15 protein-coding genes, 1 tRNA gene and 1 pseudogene are annotated in these 19,065 nt (G+C 58.7%); 5 read left to right on the top strand and 12 right to left on the bottom strand.

The window, feature by feature from the left end; genetic code table 11:
• Window position 1 precedes the first annotated feature (1 nt).
• The 6 genes from mrdA to GN112_RS29245 all read right to left on the bottom strand — a co-directional run bounded on the left by mrdA (window position 2) and on the right by GN112_RS29245 (window position 6,419).
• A complete protein-coding gene (gene mrdA, locus GN112_RS29265; protein ID WP_231717169.1) occupies window positions 2-1,876 on the bottom strand; it encodes a penicillin-binding protein 2 in 1,875 nt (624 codons plus the stop codon).
• Window positions 1,873-2,397: a hypothetical protein gene (locus tag GN112_RS34640; RefSeq protein ID WP_231713979.1), complete on the bottom strand. Its 525-nt coding sequence runs from the start codon at window positions 2,395-2,397 to the stop codon at window positions 1,873-1,875. The genes mrdA and GN112_RS34640 overlap by 4 nt, the downstream gene beginning before the upstream one ends.
• A complete protein-coding gene (mreC, locus tag GN112_RS29260; RefSeq protein WP_155313394.1) occupies window positions 2,394-3,230 on the bottom strand; it encodes a rod shape-determining protein MreC in 837 nt (278 codons plus the stop codon). Before mreC ends, GN112_RS34640 begins: the two co-directional genes overlap by 4 nt.
• Window positions 3,231-3,233: 3 nt before the next feature.
• A complete protein-coding gene (locus GN112_RS29255) occupies window positions 3,234-4,274 on the bottom strand; it encodes a rod shape-determining protein (protein ID WP_155313393.1) in 1,041 nt (346 codons plus the stop codon).
• A 123-nt stretch (window positions 4,275-4,397) separates the two neighbouring features.
• Window positions 4,398-5,486, bottom strand: coding sequence for a serine hydrolase domain-containing protein (locus GN112_RS29250; RefSeq protein WP_162459167.1), 1,089 nt, complete (start codon window positions 5,484-5,486; stop codon window positions 4,398-4,400).
• Window positions 5,487-5,498: 12 nt separating this feature from the next.
• Entirely contained in the window at window positions 5,499-6,419 is a 921-nt protein-coding gene (locus GN112_RS29245; protein WP_162459166.1) for a S66 peptidase family protein, read from the bottom strand.
• A 59-nt stretch (window positions 6,420-6,478) separates the two neighbouring features.
• Between GN112_RS29245 and GN112_RS29240 the strand changes: the two genes are divergently transcribed.
• Window positions 6,479-6,555, top strand: a tRNA-Pro gene (locus tag GN112_RS29240).
• 150 nt (window positions 6,556-6,705) lie between these two features.
• On the opposite strand, the gene thiM is transcribed toward GN112_RS29240, so the two are convergent.
• From thiM to GN112_RS29215, 5 genes are all read right to left on the bottom strand, one after another.
• Window positions 6,706-7,518 (bottom strand): hydroxyethylthiazole kinase, encoded by an 813-nt coding sequence (thiM, locus tag GN112_RS29235; protein ID WP_197743431.1) that lies wholly within the window; start codon window positions 7,516-7,518, stop codon window positions 6,706-6,708.
• Window positions 7,493-8,335, bottom strand: coding sequence for a superoxide dismutase (locus GN112_RS29230; RefSeq protein ID WP_231717168.1), 843 nt, complete (start codon window positions 8,333-8,335; stop codon window positions 7,493-7,495). The genes thiM and GN112_RS29230 overlap by 26 nt, the downstream gene beginning before the upstream one ends.
• Before the next feature lie 70 nt (window positions 8,336-8,405).
• A complete protein-coding gene (locus tag GN112_RS29225) occupies window positions 8,406-8,900 on the bottom strand; it encodes a tRNA (cytidine(34)-2'-O)-methyltransferase (RefSeq protein ID WP_231717167.1) in 495 nt (164 codons plus the stop codon).
• A complete protein-coding gene (locus tag GN112_RS29220) occupies window positions 8,900-10,231 on the bottom strand; it encodes a M48 family metalloprotease (protein WP_155313390.1) in 1,332 nt (443 codons plus the stop codon). The genes GN112_RS29225 and GN112_RS29220 overlap by 1 nt, the downstream gene beginning before the upstream one ends.
• 95 nt (window positions 10,232-10,326) lie before the next feature.
• Window positions 10,327-10,674: a zinc ribbon domain-containing protein gene (locus GN112_RS29215; protein WP_155313389.1), complete on the bottom strand. Its 348-nt coding sequence runs from the start codon at window positions 10,672-10,674 to the stop codon at window positions 10,327-10,329.
• A 263-nt stretch (window positions 10,675-10,937) separates the two neighbouring features.
• On the opposite strand from GN112_RS29215, the gene GN112_RS29210 reads away from it, so the two are divergent.
• From GN112_RS29210 to GN112_RS29195, 4 genes and pseudogenes are all read left to right on the top strand, one after another.
• Complete coding sequence (locus GN112_RS29210; RefSeq protein ID WP_155313388.1) at window positions 10,938-11,780, top strand: amidohydrolase family protein; 843 nt, start codon at window positions 10,938-10,940, stop codon at window positions 11,778-11,780.
• Window positions 11,781-12,764: 984 nt separating this feature from the next.
• Window positions 12,765-13,178 carry a YncE family protein gene (locus GN112_RS29205; RefSeq protein ID WP_155313387.1) on the top strand — a complete coding sequence of 138 codons (414 nt, stop codon included), beginning with the start codon at window positions 12,765-12,767 and terminating at the stop codon, window positions 13,176-13,178.
• Window positions 13,179-13,190: 12 nt separating this feature from the next.
• A pseudogene (locus tag GN112_RS29200) lies at window positions 13,191-13,619 on the top strand (DsbA family protein); the annotation flags it as partial.
• Window positions 13,616-15,091 (top strand): two-component system sensor histidine kinase NtrB, encoded by a 1,476-nt coding sequence (locus GN112_RS29195; protein WP_155313385.1) that lies wholly within the window; start codon window positions 13,616-13,618, stop codon window positions 15,089-15,091. The pseudogene GN112_RS29200 and the gene GN112_RS29195, both read left to right, overlap by 4 nt.
• Before the next feature lie 21 nt (window positions 15,092-15,112).
• On the opposite strand, the gene GN112_RS29190 is transcribed toward GN112_RS29195, so the two are convergent.
• Window positions 15,113-19,057 carry an efflux RND transporter permease subunit gene (locus tag GN112_RS29190; RefSeq protein WP_155313384.1) on the bottom strand — a complete coding sequence of 1,315 codons (3,945 nt, stop codon included), beginning with the start codon at window positions 19,055-19,057 and terminating at the stop codon, window positions 15,113-15,115.
• Window positions 19,058-19,065: the final 8 nt, after the last annotated feature.

Here is a 19,065-nt window from a genome sequence, read left to right as displayed (position 1 = left end):
ATCAGTCTCCCTGGCCGGGTGCAACCGAACCTTCCGGAGCGGTTGTATCGGCAGCTTGCGAACCACCGGAAAGATAGAAGCGGATCATTTCGGCGGCTACCGGTGCCGCCGCACTGGACCCATGCTCGCCATGTTCCACGATCACGGAAACGGCGATTTTCGGATGCTCACGCGGCGCATAGGCCACAAACCAGGCATGATCCTTGATCGGCTCCCCCTGGCCGTCACCATCGGTATCCTCTTCCCGCCGCCCCACCACCTGGGCCGTTCCGGTCTTGCCGCTCATGGCCATGCCGTCCAGCCGGCTGCGCCAGGCCGTCCCATGGCGGGAATTGACCGCCTTGAACAATCCTTCACGGACAATATTCAAGTTTTTTTCACTAACCGGCAGGCGTCCGACCACCTCCGGGGTACTGTCATAAAGCGTTTTGCCATCGGCCGTACGGATGGTCTTGACAATTTTGGGTCGGTAGCGGGTGCCCCCGTTACCCACCGTAGCGGCAACCATGGCCATCTGCAAAGGTGTGGTCAGATTGAATCCCTGGCCGATCACTACCGACAGCGTCTCGCCTTTCTGCCAGGATATCCCGGTGCGGCGTTTCTTCCATGCGGCGGTGGGAACCAGCCCGCTGCCCTCGTGGTTCAGATCGATCCCCGTGGGTTCTCCCAATCCGAAGGCCCTGGCGTACCAGGCCAGACGGTCGACGCCGAGTTCCTGCCCCAGCTTATAAAAATAGACATCACAGGATTCGCTGAGTGCCTTGTAGATGTCCACTTCCCCATGTCCCCAACGTTTCCAGCAGCGATAGGTGCGATTGCCGAATTTGAGAAAACCGGGGCAGAAGACCGAACTGCTTTCGTCAATCAGCCCTTCTTCAAGACCGGCGGCAGCGGCAATGATCTTATACGTCGAAGCGGGGGGGTATTCGGCCTGAATGGCCTTATTCTCCAGCGGATGCTGCGGATCGGAGATCAATACGTTCCATGCATCGTGGCTCATCCCCGAAATAAAGGCGTTCTGGTCAAAAGAGGGACTCGAAACCATGGCCAGAACCTGGCCGGTATCGGGTTCCACCGCCACTGCCGCACCGGCCTGGTCGACCAGCAGTTCCTCGGCCACCACCTGGAGGGCATGGTCGATGGAGAGCACCACGTTGTTTCCCGGAACCGCATCCACCGTACTGAGCACCCGGACCACCTGGCCGGTGGCATTGACCTCCACCTGCTGACCGCCGCGTTTGCCGCGCAGCCACGGCTCCCTTGCGCGTTCAATGCCGTACTTGCCGATATAGTCGCCGGTTTTGCACCCCTGATGGCGCTTTTGCTTCAACTCATCGACGTTGATCTCCCCCATATAACCCAGAATGTGGGCCGCGCTGGGACTGAACACGTAATCCCTGCGCGGCGAAATGTTCACCATGATGCCGGGCAGGTCCCAGCGGTTGACCTCAATGGCAGCCAGTTCATCACGACTGATATCCGGTTTGAGCAGCACCGGTTTATAGGCCCGGGAACCCTTGGCCTTTTCCAGCTGCGCCCACAACTGCGCCTCGGGGATACCGGAGTAATCTGACAATTTGGCAATGGTGGGCTCGAGGGGGCCGGCATCCTTGACGATGATATTCAAATCGTAGGCCGGCCGATTATCCGCCAGAAGGCGGCCCTGGCAGTCGTAAATCAACCCCCGGGTGGCATCGACATTTTTCAGGCGGATGCTGTTGATCTCCGACTGACGGCGAAGTTCCGCCCCGTTGATGACCTGAAGGTAAAACAGACGGGCAATCAGGATTACGAACGCAGCCACCACAATGGTTAGCGCCACGCTGAGTCGCTGGCTGAACCACTCACTGTCCACATTGTCCAGGTAATTGGTCAAGGATTTCCCAATGAATTTTTCCGGGCGAAATACGATTTCCCCAATCCATCGACGGTTTTCTGCCCACGGATAAACAGCAGCATGAGGAAGGGACCGGTAACCGTACCCCAGAGGATCTGTCCGGCAACGACAGAAAAAAGGGACTCCACCGGCCATGCCGCCGAAGCCAGCACAACGGCCGAAAAGGCGACTGCCAGGCTCTCAAACGCCACACCGGCGATCACCAGCAGCGGCATCAGAATCACATTGCCCACATGCAGGAACTGAATGGCCCAACGCCCGCCCGCATACATCCACAGGTAGACACTCAGGTAGACACCGAACACACCACCGGAAATTCCGTCCATCACCAGCCCCCCCACAAGAAGCGCCGGGAGGGCTTCCCGGGGCCGCTGGCAGACCGCCAGATAAACCACGAACGGAGCAAACAGATCATACAAATAGGCCGCCCCTCCCACCAACAGGGTGGTTTGAAGGATGATCAACCCAAGACAGACAAGCAACAGATAGGCAACTATCATCGTCCACCGTGAAACATCTCAACGGCCGGTTTATATATGACAAACACCTCTTCAAGAATCTCGAAGTCCACGTCCGGCGTGACCGACACCTTTTGAAAAATACCGGCGTTCGACCGCACGACTTCAGAGATGCGCCCCACCCGCAGGCCCTTGGGGAAAACGCCGTCAAGGCCTGATGAAACCACCGTATCCCCGACACGGATTTCGTGTTTGCGCAACACGTAATCGAAAATGCAGAAATCGGCACCGCCGCCCTTGACGATGCCGCGCGCACGGGTCTTCTGGACCAGGGCGTCGACGGCACTGTTGGGATCGATCAGCAAAAGCACCTTGGCAAAGTGCCCCGAGGCCTCGACCACCACGCCCACAATCCCCTCGGGGACCACCACGGGAAGTCCCTGGCGGATGTCATTGACGGTGCCTTTGTCCACAATGATCGTTTTGGACCAGGGCGACGGGTCCTTGCCCACCACCTGGGCGGCAATCATGCTTCGGGGGGTCTCGTCGTCAAAGTCCAGCAGGTGGCGCAACCGGGCATTGGCCAGTTCGGTCTCACTGCACCGGTTGAGCTTCTGCAGACTTTCACCCAGTTTTTTTTTCAATTGCCGGTTTTCCTCGGCCGTGGAAACCAGGAAAAAGTAACGCTGCCAAACCGACTTGATCGACTGCATGAAGGCGGTAAGATGCTTTTGAAATGGGGAGACGATGATCATCGCGCCCCGGCCAAGGCCGGCAGGGGCCTGGGCATGTTTGCCCGTTATGGTCAGGAGGATGACGTTCACCGCGACCAGAACGATCACCACGGCAACCAGAATCATCCTTTTTGAAAACATGGGTTAGATGATAATAACCTGTTTGAGGATTTCGATGCTGTCCAGCGCCTTGCCGGAGCCCAGGGCCACGGTGGAAAGGGGATCTTCGGTCACCGTAATGGGCAAACCACTTTCTTCCCGAAGCAGTTTGTCGAGATTTTTCAGCAGGGCGCCTCCACCGGTCAGCACGATGCCGCGGTCAACAATATCGGCGGCCAGTTCCGGCGGTGTCTGCTCCAGGGCGATTTTCACCGTTTCAACAATGGCTTCGATCTGCTCGGATATGGCCTCGCGAATCTCTTCGGAATCGATGGCCAGAATCTTGGGAATACCGGTCACCAGGTCACGCCCCTTGACCTCGATGGTCTCCACCTTGTTGGGATCCGGATAGGCATTACCGATGGTGGTTTTGATGATCTCGGCCGTACGCTCACCGATGAGCAGGTTATACTTGCGTTTGACATACTGGATGATGGCCTCGTCCATCTTGTCGCCGGCCACCCGCAGGGAGCGGCTGTAGACGATACCGGCCAGGGAGATGACCGCCACCTCGGTGGTACCGCCGCCGATGTCCACCACCATATTACAGGTGGGCTCGGTGATCGGCAGGTCGGCGCCGATGGCCGCCGCCATGGGCTCCTCGATGAGAAAAACCTCGCGGGCGCCGGCCGACTCCGCCGATTCGCGCACGGCACGCTTTTCCACCTGGGTGATGCCCGACGGCACGGCGACGATGATGCGCGGCCGGACAAAGGTCCGCCGGTTGTGCACCTTGTGGATGAAGTGACGCAGCATGGCCTCGGTCACTTCAAAATCGGCAATCACTCCATCACGCATGGGACGAATGGCCACGATATTTCCCGGCGTGCGGCCCAGCATATTCTTTGCTTCCAAGCCGACAGCCAAAACCCGGTTTTTGGTGCGATTGTCCGTACGCACGGCCACCACCGAAGGTTCACTGAGAACAATGCCTTTGCCTTTGACGTAAACAAGCGTGTTGGCCGTGCCCAGATCAATGGCCAGATCGCTGGAAAAGACTCCCAGAACGGAATCGATAAAGTTCATGCCGCCTCTTATTGTAATTGATTCGTAACGTCCCCGAATGGCCGCTTTGCCCGGAGGGCACACTTTTTGAACGGGTACCAGAAACATCCGGTCATTTCAAGCCTTAATTTGTTGAAATCAGCTTTAATTCGATTGAATTCCAATTTGTTCCATGATCCTGTCGTGGATCATGGGGCGGAATTGACGCAATCGGTTGTTCCACCGGAAGGGGTGCACCCTATTGGTCAGCAGGATCACGGTAACATCCTGTTTGAGATCCATCCAGAAAGAGGTCCCGGTAAATCCCAGGTGCCCGATGGTGTCGGCCGAGAAATGGCACCCGGCGCTGGAGCCGGCCACCGCCGGTCGGTCAAAACCAAGGGTAAAGCTGCGTTGCGTTTCTCCATATAACATCTGACCAAGCATTTGTCGTGAGAAAAGCGCATCGTCCGGTACCCCGCGAAGCCCCTTGGCCAGCCGGCAGAGCAGGTCAAAAACCGCCTCGGCCGTGCCGAACAGACCGGCCTGCCCGTCGATCCCGCCGACCGCCCAGGCGTTGTCATCATGGACTTCGCCGACCAGCAGGCGGTTTCTCACTGGACAGAGTTCCGTGGCGGCAAAAGTGCGATCGGAACGCGTGCCGGAAAAAAGATCGATGAAAAACAGGTCGCCAATCCCCATGGGTCCGTAAACCCGATCGGCCAGAAAGCGGTCCATGGGACAGCCGGCCACCCTTTCGACCAGCCGGCAAAGCAGCATGAAGCCCAGATCGCTGTATAGGGTCGCCGTGCCGGGCGGGGCAGAAAGCGGCACTGTTTTCAACAATTCCAGCACGGCAGCTTTACGCATTTTCGGGCTAATGGACTTCATCATCATGTAGAAAAGCCGGTGAGCCGGCAAGCCGCTTTGATGGCAAAGCAGTTGCCGGGGGGTGATGGCGGCCTTATCACTGCAGGCCAGTTCCGGCAGGATCGTCCCGACCGTCTGGTCCAGGGCGATGGCGCCGGTGTCGACCAGCCGGGCCACGGCCAGGGTCGTGGCCATCGGTTTGGTCAGGGAGGCCAGGTCGAAAACCGTCCGACGGGTCATCGCTTCGCCGGTGAAGCGGTTCGCCAAACCGTAGGCCTTAAAAAGCACGGGGTACCCCGACCGGCCAACCAGGAGAACGGCGCCGGGGAAAATTCGGTCCCGCAGCGCCTGTTCCATCAGATCGTTAACGGAGTCGAAAATCATCGCCGTCCCCATTCAATCCAGCGCGGGCGAGCCAAACGCCAATGTACCGGAGGCCGTATCCAGAACGGCAGCGATGCCCACCGGCAAGGTCGTATTGGTCCCTTCGTGGCCCACCGGAAATCCGCCCAGGATCGGGATATCCAGGTCGCCCAGCCGATCGGTCACGATCCGGTCGACCTCCGTGTTCGAACCGCATTGGCTGAAGGTCCCCAGGGCCAGGCCGGCGAGGTTGTCGAAACAACCGGCCAGACGCATCTGGGTCAACATCCGATCAATGCGGTAAGGTGCTTCGCCCCGATCCTCGACCAGCAGGATCGCAGCGTTGAAATCGGGCTGAAACGGGGTGCCGAGCAGATGACAGAAAAGGGTCAGGTTGCCGCAGCAAAAGCGCCCGCTGGCCCGTCCCGGCGACAGCACCCGGGGCGGTTCGGCAGGCAGCCGAATCGGTGCCCGGGTGGTCAGAGCCGATAAAAACCGCTCATGGGTAGCGGGATCGCCGTGGCCCAGGGTCGTTACCGTGGGGCCATGAAAAGCCACCATGCCGCAGCGGCGGGTAAGAAAATCCAGCAGCACCGTAATGTCGCTGAACCCGACAAAAGGTTTTGGGGTCCGGGCAATGACCGCCGCGTCGAGCAGCGTAAGAATGCGCATGGCACCGTAACCGCCACGGGCACTGATGATGCCGTCGATCCCCGGATCGCTGAACAGACGCATCAGTTGATCCGCCCGCCGGCGGTCCGTACCGGCCAGGTAGCCGTCCCGATCAAAGATATCTGGCGGCACCACCAGTTTGAATCCCATGGCACGCAGGACCTGGCTACCGGCCTCGAAAGCCTCCTTGTCAAAGGGACTGGCCGGTGCGGCAATACCAAAGGTATCGCCGGGTTTCAGCACCTTTGGGCGGTTTCGTTGTGAAAAAGGCGGTGCGCTCACTTTTTTGGGTCGTCTCCTTGACACGGATTAATGATGGTGATAGATGTCGGTTTTCTCGTCGGGGCGTAGCGCAGACTGGTAGCGCACTTGAATGGGGTTCAAGGGGTCGGAGGTTCAAATCCTCTCGCCCCGACCAGATCAAAAAGAAGAAAACAGGGGATTGCGGTTAACATCGCAATCCCCTTTTTTCTTGCTTTTTTGTCCGGGGTACAAACTGGGGAGCAAGAATGGCTGTCCCCCCGGCACGGTTTCATCGAGACAATCGCCAATGCTGACGAAGGCCTCTTCATCCGGATTCGTCTACCTTGAGCCAGACATCAATCTCGGCCTGTCCGGCAGCATACAGGGCGTCTATAAAAGCGATATAAAAGCTTCCCGGCCGGTCACTCACCTTCAGGGCCAGTTCCCCGCACAGTCCGTAAAAACCAAAGGCGGCGGCCACGGCGTCAAGGCGGTCCGCGCCGGCCACGGCGCAAAAGGCGCCCACCACGGCCGACAGGCCGCATCCCAGACCGGTCACCCGGGTCATCAGCGGCACCCCGTTGGCCACACGCAGGACCCGGTCGCCGTCGGTGATCAGGTCCCGCTCACCGGAGATGGCCACCACACAGCCGTAATGGCTGGCAATACCTCGGGCGGCATCGACCGCCGCATCGGACAGGGTTAGGGAAGAATCCACGCCCTTGGTTGTCACACCGGCATCGACCAGGGAAAGGACTTCGGATGCGTTCCCGCGGATGACCGAGACCGATGCGTCATCAATGAGATTACGGACACTGCGCGACCGATACGCCGTGGCACCGGCTCCGACCGGATCGAGGATCACCGGGCACTCCGTGCGGTTGGCGGCCCGGGCCGCCAGGAGCATGGCCTCAACCCATGGATCCGACAGCGTACCGATGTTGACCACCAGGGCCCCGGCCAGGGATGCCATCTCCTCGACCTCATGACGGCTGTGGGCCATGACCGGGGACGCCCCCACAGCCAGCAGGATGTTGGCCGTGGCATTCATCACCACCAGATTGGTGATGTTGTGAATCAGGGGCGCCGTTTTCCTGATTTCAGCGAGAAGATCAGCCGTGGTGCGCTTCATCGGCATGGGACGATCCTTCCTCTTCGGCCGCCGCGGCCGAAGCCGCTTCCTGGGGGTCAGCCGGGGTGGCAGCGTCGGATTCGGTATCGGTTTCTGCCTGTTCTGTCTGCGCTTCCATCTCGGGCAGTTGGCTGGCCACGAAGTCCCAATTGACCAGATGGTCCAAAACGGTTTCGACAAATTCCGCACGCCGGTTCTGGTAGTCCAGGTAATAGGAATGCTCCCACACGTCCACTGCCAGAAGCGGCACCAGACCGTGGGCGATGGGCGTGTCCGCATTGCTGCCGGTAAACACGGCCGGCTGCCCGTCCTCAAGCACCAGCCAGGCCCACCCGCTGCCAAACCGGGCACCGGCGGCACTCACAAAGGCCTCCTTGAAGTTCTCGAAGCTGCCAAAGGCGCCATCGATCATCTCGGCCAGCAGCCCTTCGGGCGCACCGCCGCCCTCGGGTGTCAGGCAATTGAAAAAGAAGGCGTGATTGTACGCCTGGGCGGCATTGTTGAAAATTGCTTGGCGGTCTTCATCGCCGGAGGTCATGCGGATTACCTCCTCGGGCGATTTTCCGCCGCAGTCCGTTCCCCGGGTCAGGGCAATGGCCTTCTTCACATAACCGGCATAATGCTTGTTGTAATGCAGGTCCATGGCCTGGGCACTGATGTATGGGGACAGCGCCTCAAGCGTGTAGGGCAGCGGTTCCTTCACGAAATGGGCCGGCTCATTGCCGATCCCGCATTGCACCATAAACAGCGCCGCCAGGATACAGACCGACAAAAGGGATGCACGCAGAACGAATCGACGTTGCTTGACGGGATAACTTGCCATGGGTTTTCTCCTTTTCAATTTTTCGAATGAACGGGTTTGTTAAAAGTATAGGCATTCATAATACTTACCATCATGGCGGTCGGCCGGCCCTGAGGCTTTCGTACAAGGCAATCCCCGCTGCCGTGGAAAGATTCAGCGACCGGATCGCGCTGCTGATGGGAATGCGGTAGCAGGCGTCGGGATAACGGGAAACGACAGTGTCGGGCAGGCCGCCGGTTTCGGAGCCGAACACCAGAAACATCCGCTGAGGTGCGGGCATCTCCCAGAATAGCCGCGCGCCCCCCTTTGAGAAAAGTACCACCTCGCCGTCCCGCGGAGCCATAATCTGGCAAAAGGCATCAAAACTGTCCCATACCGTCGGCACCACCCGATCCCAGTAGTCCAGGCCGGCGCGTTTGACCTGGCGGCTATCCAGTGAAAAGCCCAACGGGCGGATCAGGTGCAACCGGGCTCCGGCCCCCAGGCAGGTGCGGCCGATATTACCGGTATTCCAGTGGATTTCAGGCGCCACCAGAACCACATGGCGTTCCGGGCCATCCGGATGCAGTTCGCTACAGACGGACACTATTTAACGACTCCCCACTCCTTGAGCCGCTTGTAGGCGTATTGGGCCTGATCCCCCTGCTGAACGTTCTGCAGGTACGTCTTGTAGGCCTGGGCCGCCGGTTCGAGCCTTTCCATGCCCTCCAGGGAGAGCCCCTGGAAAAACACCGTATTGGGATTGCCGGGCAAACGCTGCTGGTAAACGGAGAAATCTTCGTAAGCCGCGGCATATTTTTTATTGCGAAGCTCGGTAATCCCGCTGATATGGTAGGCCTGGGCCTCTTGGGGGTAGACCTGTTTGGCGCGCTGGACATATCGCTCGGCGGCGGCGTTTTTTTTCTGAGCCAGCTGACACTTGGCCATCAGCAACAACCCGGTATAATCATCCGGCGCCTCGGCCAGGGCCTGTTTGAAAAGCGCCTCGGCATCACCGTATTTTTCCTTGCCCATGGCCTCCTCGCCATCCTGCATTTTTTTAATAGCCCCCTTGATCTTCCTGAGCCGTGCCGTGTTGTCCATGTAACGGTCCCGGTACAAAGGGTTGCCATTGAACCGGGCATAGTCGTTTTTCGCCTGGCTTACCGCCGTCTGGTAACGCTCCGTGGACATGGGATGGGTGGAGAAAAGCAGATCGGTGGCACTGGCCTGATGCTGGTTCATGGTGTTGAGCATCTCCATCAGGCCGACCATGCCCTGGGGACCATAACCGGAACGGGTCATGTATTCCATGCCCAGCCCGTCGGCCTGGCGCTCGTTGTCCCGACTATAAGAGGCCAGCAGGGCGCCGGACCCCAGCTGGCCGAGCTGGCCGGCCAGATCACCCGCTCCCGATCCGATGGCTGCACCGGCAACAATGGACAGTCCCCCCACCGCAATGCTGGCCAACTGGGCCTTGGACATGCTCGATGCGGTATGCCGGGCATTGACATGCCCCAGCTCGTGTCCCAATAGAGCCGCCAGTTCGGCCTCGTTGCCCAGTTCCAGAAGGATTCCCCGGGTGCAGGCGATGCTGCCGCCGGGAAAAGCATAGGCGTTCACGTAGTTGGCATTCACGCAATGGAAGTCGTAGGGCATTTGAGGGCGATGGGTATTGGCCGCCAGGTGCTTGCCCGTGGTCTGAACGTAGTTCTGCAGGGCCCGGTCCTGGGTGGTTCCATAGTCGGAAGAGAACTGATGGGGCGACTGTTTTTTGTCGATGGCAATCTCCTCGTCTTCGCTCATCATCATCAGCTGGGACCGGCCCGTAACCGGATTGGTCGCGCAGCCCGTGGCCAGCCCGGCAGTCGCCATGGAGGTCATGATGAGAAATTCACGGCGGCTCAACCCATTGATTGCCCGTCTTGAAATCCGCATATCCGCCTCTCTCCTGATTGGTTTTGTTATCGGTCGGTTGTCCATGGCCGGCCGTCTCCTTGGTCCGGGAAAGGGTCGCCGGCAGCCCATCCGGATCATGCCCGCTGACCGCAATGCGGACAATAGTTGAAGGAGCGGTCAAAGGACTTCCCACAGGCCACGCAGGTGATGTCGGTTCCCGACAGGGGCGCTGCCGGCTCCGGCGATGGGCCTGTGTTCATGGGCCGCCCACAGTACTCACAAAGCAGAAACCGCTCCCCCTGTTTAACCCGGACCAGGGGGATGAAAAACAGGCTCAGGTAGTGGTCCACCCGGGTGGTATAGGCCTGCATCCGCCCGCATGCGGGACAGCGACGGGGCTGGTCATCCACCCGCCGGGTTTTGGGTTGTACGCCAGCGATCAGAAACATGGCGTCCTTTTTATTAACATCGGTCATCGGCATGCGGGGCACTATCCGCCCAGGGTGATCGCATTTAGAGCCGGGATTAGAAAAATCTGGTCGCAGGCATGGCCAGCTCCTACAGAAGACGGTGTAGAACCAAACGATTGGCACACGTAGGAGCGGGCCATGCCCGCGAAAAAACAAAAATCAATCCAAATGCGATTGCCCTATCTCTCCGCCGTTTGGCGGTTGCATGGTCAGGCCGTATTGTTATAAGAAAAATGGTCTTAGTCAATATACAAATCCCTTGGAGGAGGAACCCCATGATCATCGATTTTCACGTACACACGTTTCCCGCCGAAATCAGGGACCACAGGGAGCGCTTTCTGGACGACGAACCCGAATTTAAAATGCTCTACGAGAACCCCAAGTCCAAGCTGGTGTCCGCCGAGGACATCATTGCCATGATGGACGACCAGGGGGTGGACATCTCCGTGGTGTTCGGCTTTCCCTGGCGCAATGCCGACACCTGTCGGCGCAACAACGACTATGTCATCGAGGTGGTCAACCAGTACCCGGAGCGCCTGCGGGGGTTCTGCTGCGTGGACAGCCTCAATCCGGACGCCGCCGATGAGGTTCGACGCTGCCTGGATGCCGGACTCAGCGGTGTGGGCGAGCTGGCCTTCTATGGCTGCGGCATCGACGACCAGTGCCAGATCAGTCTGGACCCCATCATGTCCCTGTGCCGGGAACGCGACCTCCCCGTGCTGCTGCACACCAACGAGGAGGTGGGGCATCTCTATCCGGGCAAAACCCCCAACACCATGATCCAGATTTATGAGACCATCTCCCGCTTTCCCGACAACACCATCGTTCTGGCCCACTGGGGAGGGGGGATTTTCTTTTACCAGCTGCTCAAAAAAGCGGTCAAAGAGACACTCAAGAACGTCTATTACGACACCGCCGCCTCACCGTTTCTCTACGACAGCCGGGTCTACGCCTACGCCAGGGATCTGGTGGGGATCGACAAGGTGCTGCTGGGTACCGATTACCCGCTGCTCAAACCGGCCCGTTACCTCAAGGAGATGCGCGAGGGCGGCCTGAGCGAGGCGGACATGCAGCGGGTCTGCGGACAAAATGCGGCCGGGCTGTTGAAACTGAAATGAGCCAGCACGGTTGATAAAACCCGTCCAGCAAATGGGACACCTGCCCCGGACGGCGCCCTCACCGTCCGGGCGGTTATTTTTTTGATAGGCCCGATGGGCATTGCCCGGACGGAATCATCCTTGAATTTGCCGAGTACAAACGGTCCTGACCGAACACAGGACGATGCATGCCGGCGATGTCAAGTTTCTCTCATTGCCTTGACACCGTTGCGCATGCCACCGCCGCCGTCCTGATCGGCGCTCGGGCAAATACAAGGCATACGAATACCGACGCCGGTCCGCCTCAACCCTTCTCTCCGGGCAATATTTATCGTCATGCTGGTTCATGGAATCACTTCCAGCCATCTGATAGTGTTTGAGATAATGTTTTTGGCAAGGCCAGAGGGAGGAAGCTGTATAAGCCATACCGCGACGACCGATAACGTAGCCCAAAAACATTATCTTGAATGCTATGAGTTTGATTAATCGTCCCGCAGTGCCTTCCCATCCTTCGTAAGCACACGGTTTTCCCATCTGATGGGAAGGCACAACGGCTTGAATTCAATCCACAGCATGGGTCGTGCCACCGACCGGCTAATGGATATCGCCCCTCTCCGAGCGCTGTCTTTTTTCATTCCCATCTCACCCGCCAGTGGTGAGGCCATTTCATTTTGCAGCAGCATGCTTACTATTGATTTAGAATTCAGTTGGTTTTCTGATTCTGTGTCAAATTGACATAGCCTATTTTGAACGCCCTTGGGGGGACGATCCCCAAGGCGGACCATATTACCACGCCAATTCCAGAGTAATGCCCTCACAATGGTGAATCAGCCGATACCAATAGCATCTTTGAAACGGCTCCTCACCTATGGGTTGCCTTTGCACATTAGCGGCGCCGAAGGAAAATCCGTTTTGCTTGTGTGTATGGTTGGCGAGTTTTTTGCTGACTCAAAGGAGAGAAGATTCATTTCATTCTACAAAGCGCTATCGAGGAAAAGGTGATTTATGCGATTTAATTTTTCAAGAACATTGTTCATTCTACTAATGGTGCTGGCTGTGTGCAAAACCGCCTGGGCAACCGCCGAGTGGCAGGTCCTGCAGAACATCCGGCTCGACGCCAAACCAGTGGATGTGATTGTCGCCGCTGACAATCGCTGGATCTATCTGCTCAACGATCGAGGGCGGCTCCTGATCTATGGGACCAACGGGCAGTTGAGGGACCGCATCGACGTAGGACCGGACATCGACCGGATTAAGGCCGGCCCCAGGGAAGACCTCGTTTTTCTGATCAGCCAGACCCGCAGTACCGTCCAATTGATCAGCGTCAGTGTGATCGAGTCCATCGACACTTCGTCCGCACCGTTCAAGGGACCGGCCGATGCGCCGATCACCGTGGCCGTGTTCAGCGATTTTCAATGACCGTACTGCGCCCGGCTCGCGCCGGTTCTCGATCAGGTGATCGAGCAGTATCCCCAACAGGTAAAAATCGCCTTCAAACACTTTCCCCTGCGAAACCACCGTTTTGCCACCAAAGCCGCCCAGGCCGCCGTGGCTGCCGGGCGGCAGGGACATTTCTGGGAATTTCATGATCAGCTGTACAAGCGTTACAACCGGCTGAATGACCAGGCCATCGAAGAGATTCGGGCCGCCCTCGCCCTGGACCCCGAACAGTTCAAAGCGGACATGCTGGCCCCCGGCACCATCGCCCGGATCAACGCCGACATGCAAAGCGGTGCCCAGGCCGGAGTCCGGGGAACGCCGACGGTGTTCATCAACGGCAGGCGGCTGATGGACAAATCATTGCACGGTTTCCAGGTGCTAATCAATCCACTGCTCGACCAACTAAAGGTGACGGAATGACAGGAGAAGCAACAAAAACATCCGGTTTTGCTCCATGGCTGACGGCCAACCTGAAATGGCTGATGACCCCCCACAGCCCGCTGCGCACGCTGGGAACGATCGCCATCGCCGTTTTTATCGGCGAAACCACCGTGATGCTGATTCTCACCCTGCTTCCCCCGCTGCCGGTTTTTTCCGAAGCCATCGTCGATTCGACCCTGCTGATCGTGGTGACCTCTCCGGCCCTTTACCTCTTTTTGTTTCGACCGATCATTCGGCATATCAATCAGCGGGAAGAGGCCGAGCGCAGCCTCCGAAAAAACCGGGATCTGCTGCAGACGGTATTCAACGGCATTTCGGACCCGCTCATTTTGCTGGACGCAGAGGCCCGTGTGAGAATGATCAACAAGGCCGCCGGCCGCTATTACCGGATCGGCGATCGGTTCATTGACGGGCAGCCCTGTCACGTCGTTTTCATGGCCGGCGATCAGCCTTGCCCGGAATGCGATATCCCCCATCGGATTACCGAAAACACCAGCCACACATTCGAACGCAAAGGCCTGTTCGACCCGACGCGTATCGAAGAAGTGGTGGTCTACCGTTCCGGTGAATCGTCCAGCGATACGGGCGCGGCGATCATGAAAATCACCGATGTGACCGAATCCCGCATGCTGGAGCGTCAGATGCGGCAGCGGGAACGGCTGGCGTCATTGGGACTGTTGATCTCCGGCGTCGCCCATGAAATCAACAACCCAAATACTTTCATATCGTTCAATATACCGATATTAAAGGACTATCTCGATGAACTCATCCCCATCATCGACGATTATGCCGAGGGGCATACGGATTTCGAAGTGGCCAACATGCCTTATACCGAATTCCGCCAGGATCTCTTCAAACTCATCGAAAATATCACCCACGGATCCCGGCGCATCGACACCATCGTTTCCCAGTTGAAGGAATTCTCCCACATCCGGGACGGCCAGAAACTGGATGAAATGGATGTTGCGGCGGAGATCGACAGAGTGGTGACCCTGGTCAATCCACAAGTCAAACGCATGGTCAAGCGGTTCGAAATGGATGTCGCCCCCGGCCTGCCACGGCTGTTTACCGACAGCCAGGCCATTGAACAGGTCGTTCTCAACCTGCTGATCAACGCCTGCCAGGCGGCGGACAAACCCGATTCATGGGTTCGCCTGAAGGTCGATGCGTCCGCCACGGACCCGTATGCGCTGACCATTGAGATGAGGGACAACGGATGTGGTATGGACGAAACCACCATAAACCATATTTTCGACCCGCTGTTTACCACCAAGGGACCCGATTCGGGAACCGGCCTGGGCCTTTACATCTGCCACAATCTGGTGGACGGCCTTGGCGGCATGATCGAGGTCAGCAGCCAGGTCGGTGAAGGCAGCACCTTCCGGGTGGTGGTTCCCGATCTCCGATCACACGCTTCCCGGCCGGCCGAAACACCGAAACTTCAAAATTGACCGTATTTTTCTATCGCTCCATTAAACCGCCCCATCCCCATTTTCCCTTTTGGCCCCTGAAGCGCCCAGGATGCGGCACATTTCAACGGCCGCCGCGTGTTCCTTGATCGCACAGTAAAGCACCGGTACCACCAACATGGATACCAGCCCGACAGCCATTCCACCCACCGTCGGGATCGCCATGGGAACCATGATGTCGGCACCGCGTCCCTTTGAGGTCATCACCGGCAGGAGCGCCAAAATGGTGGTGGCGGTAGTCATCAGACAGGGACGCACCCGCTTCAGACTGGCATGGATGGTCGATTGGCGGATCTCGGCGATGCTTTGCATTTTCTTCCGCGCAAAAGTGTTTTCGAGGTAGGTCGCCATGACCACCCCATCGTCCGAAGCGATGCCGAACAGTGCCAGGAATCCCACCCAGACGGCCACACTCAGATTGATGGGGTGAACCTGAAAAATCTCCCGCATGGCCGGTCCGAACAGCGGGAAATCGAGGAACCAGGGCTGCGCGTAGAGCCAGATCATGATGAACCCGCCGGCCCAGGCCACGGCCACCCCCGAGAAAACCAGCAGACTGGTGGAAACGGATTTGAACTGGAGATAGAGAATAATAAAGATAATGACCAGGGCCAGCGGCAGGATGACGTGCAGCTTCTTGTCGGCCCGAACCTGGTTTTCATAATTACCGGTAAACGAAAAGCTGATCCCCTCGGGGATGTCCAGCTCACCATCCTCGATTTTTTCCTTCAGATATTGCCCGGCCGATTCGACGACATTGGTCTCGGCAAATCCCGGCCGTTTGTCAAACAGCACATACCCAACGGAGAATGTGTCTTCACTCTTGATCACCTGGGGACCGGGAACATAGTTGATCGTGGCCAGTTGAATCAGAGGAACCTGGGTGCCGTCCGGGGCCGGCACCAGAACCTCGCCGATGGTATCCAGATGGTCGCGCAGTTCGCGCAGATAGCGCACCCGCACCGGGTGCCGTTCGCGCCCCTCGATGGTGGTCGAGATCTGCTTTCCGCCGATGGCCACTTCGATCACATCCTGAACCTGCTGCAGATCGATGCCGTACTGGGCGATGGCGCGGCGATCGATATCGATCTCCAGGTAGGGTTTGCCGACGATGCGGTCGGCGATCACCGAAAGCGGATCGACGGAAGGAACTTCCCGGAGATATTTTTCGATCTTCCGGGACGTCGTTTCAATGGTCTGCAGGTCGGAACCGATGACTTTGACCCCCATACTGGCTCGAATGCCGCTTTGCAGCATAACCAAGCGGGCCGATATGGGCTGAAGCTTCGGAGCCACCGTGGTTCCGGGAATCGAGGCGGCGGCGACAATCTCATCCCAGATGTCGTCGGGTGTTTGAATGCCCGGCCATGCGTTGCGCTGGTCATTGATCGCCGGGTCCAGCCTCGGCCGCCAGAGACGGAACGGTTGGCCGTGGCTGTCGGGAATCAGACGCTGATGGCCGTCTCTGAGAAATTGTCCCCGGACATGATAGGGGCGCCCGTCCGGTGCGGCCAGGGGATGGCCCTCAACATTGCGAAAGAAGTCGAGTACGGTAGAATCAAAACGAAAGGTACCAATGGTTCCGTCCGCATCCCTGAGGTACTCGTCATGGTAATTGATCAGGGTTTCGATCATGGATACCGGGGCGGGATCCAGCGGGCTTTCCGCGCGCCCCAGCTTCCCGACCACGGTATCGACCTCCGGGATCGCCTGAATCGCCCGGTCCTGGCGCTGGAGAATATCCATGACTTCACCGATGGAGGCATGCGGCATGGTGACCGGCATGTACAGGAAGGCGCCTTCGTCCAGGGGGGGCATGAATTCCTTGCCGATCCCGGGAAACTGACGCGCCAGAAACGCCATGGGTAAAGAATTTCTCACGAGACCGGGCAGCCAGGCCGTCAGAGGGCCGGCACCCTGCCACACCGTCACGCCGAGCAGCAGGATGAGTAAGGGGACGGTAAGAAAGGTGACCTTGTGACCCAGGCACCACCCCAGAATACGCGGGTAGTAATGCTGAAAGGTCCGGAATCCGCCCAGCAGCAAACCGATGACCAGCACCACGAAAAAGAAGTTGGGCACCAACCCTTTTCCCAGCCCCAGCGGCCGCCAGTAATTGGCGAGCACCAGCGCGACGCCAATGGCCACCAGCAAGGAGTTGACCTGCCGCATGCGGCGACCGATGGGTGCCGGGACCCTGAGGGTCAACAGGTTGTAGGCCCCGATGATGGCGACGAAGCCGCCGACTTTCCAACCGATCGTGAAGACCAGCACAGCTCCCAGGTAGATCAGGCCCTCATAGAAAACCCAACCGCCCTTGCGTCGCCCCGCCTTGCGGGTGAAAAGCACCTGGGCAAGGGGGGGAATCACACACAGGGCGACCATCAGCGAAGCCAGCAGGGCAAAGGTTTTGGTGAAGGCCAGGGGGCGGAAGAGCTTGCCCTCGGCCGCCACCATGGTGAACACCGGCAGGAAACTGACAATCGTGGTCGAGACCGCGGTCAGAACGGCGCCGCTCACCTCACGGGCGGCCCTGGCCACCACCGCCGTACGGTCCTCGGCCGGATCGGCCCGATCCAAATGCCGCAGGATATTTTCGGTCATGATGATACCCATGTCCACCATGGTACCGATGGCAATGGCGATGCCCGACAGGGCCACGATATTGGCGTCGACGTAGAACACCTTCATGGCGATAAAGCAGATCAGGATGGCCAGGGGCAGCAGGCCGGAGATGAGAATCGAGCTCCGCAGGTGGACCATCAGCAGGATGACCACGATGATGGTCACCAGAACCTCCAGGGTGAGGGCCGAGCGCAGGGTGTCCAGGGTTTCGAGGATCAGACCGGTGCGATCATAAAAGGGAACGATCTTCACCTTGCTGAGCGTGCCGTCGGTGAGTTGCCGTTCGGGCAGCCCCAGGGCGATCTCGTCAATCTTGGCCTTGACCCGCTTGATCACCGCCAGGGGATTTTCCCCGTACTGGACCACCACCACCCCGCCCACGGCTTCACGACCTCCCTTGTCCAGGGCGCCGCGGCGGTCGGCCGGTCCGCGGCTGACATGGGCCACATGGCTGACCAGAACCGGCGCCCCATCGACGGTTTTGATCAGGGAGTTCTTGATATCGGCCAGATCCTTGATCAATCCGAGCCCGCGGATCACGTACTCCACCCGGTTGACTTCTATGGTTCGCGCGCCCACATCCACGTTGGCCCGGCGAACGGCATCGACCACCTCTTCCAGGCGGACGTTGCGATAGCGCATGCGGTCCGGATCGACGTCGATCTGGTACTCCTCGACAAAGCCCCCCACCGAGGCCACTTCGCTCACGCCCGGAACGGACAGGAGGGCATAGCGCACGTACCAGTCCTGAAGGGTTCGGAGTTCGTGCAGATCCCATCCGCCGGAAGGATTTCCCTGGGGGTCGACCCCTTCCAGGGTGTACCAGAAAACCTGCCCCAGGGCCGTGGCATCCGGCCCCAGGGTGGGCTTGACCCCCTGGGGCAGGTCGCGGCCGGGCAGGCTGTTGAGACTTTCCAGCACACGGCTGCGCGACCAGTAAAAGTCGATGTCGTCGTTGAAAATAATGTAGATGAGTGAAAAACCGAACATGGAGTAGCCCCTGAGGGCCTTGACGCCGGGAAGTCCCATCAGGGAAACGGAAAGGGGGTAGGTGATCTGGTCTTCGACATCCCGGGGAGAGCGGCCGCTCCACTCGGTAAAGACAATCTGCTGGTTCTCCCCGATATCGGGAATGGCGTCCACCGGCACGGGGTCACGCCACAATCCTCCCAGATGCCAGTCGAAAGGGGCTACCACCAGCCCCCAGCCAATCAGGATGATGGCCATGAGGCCGACAATCACCTTGCGCCGCATACAAAAGTAGATGAGCCTTGCAAGCCAGGAAGACGACGGAAGGCATTGGGATGTCGAAGTTTCGTTCATGGGCTATT

The organism is Desulfosarcina ovata subsp. ovata (assembly GCF_009689005.1).
Classification (GTDB): domain Bacteria; phylum Desulfobacterota; class Desulfobacteria; order Desulfobacterales; family Desulfosarcinaceae; genus Desulfosarcina; species Desulfosarcina ovata.
This window is presented reverse-complemented; position numbering and strand designations above follow the sequence as displayed.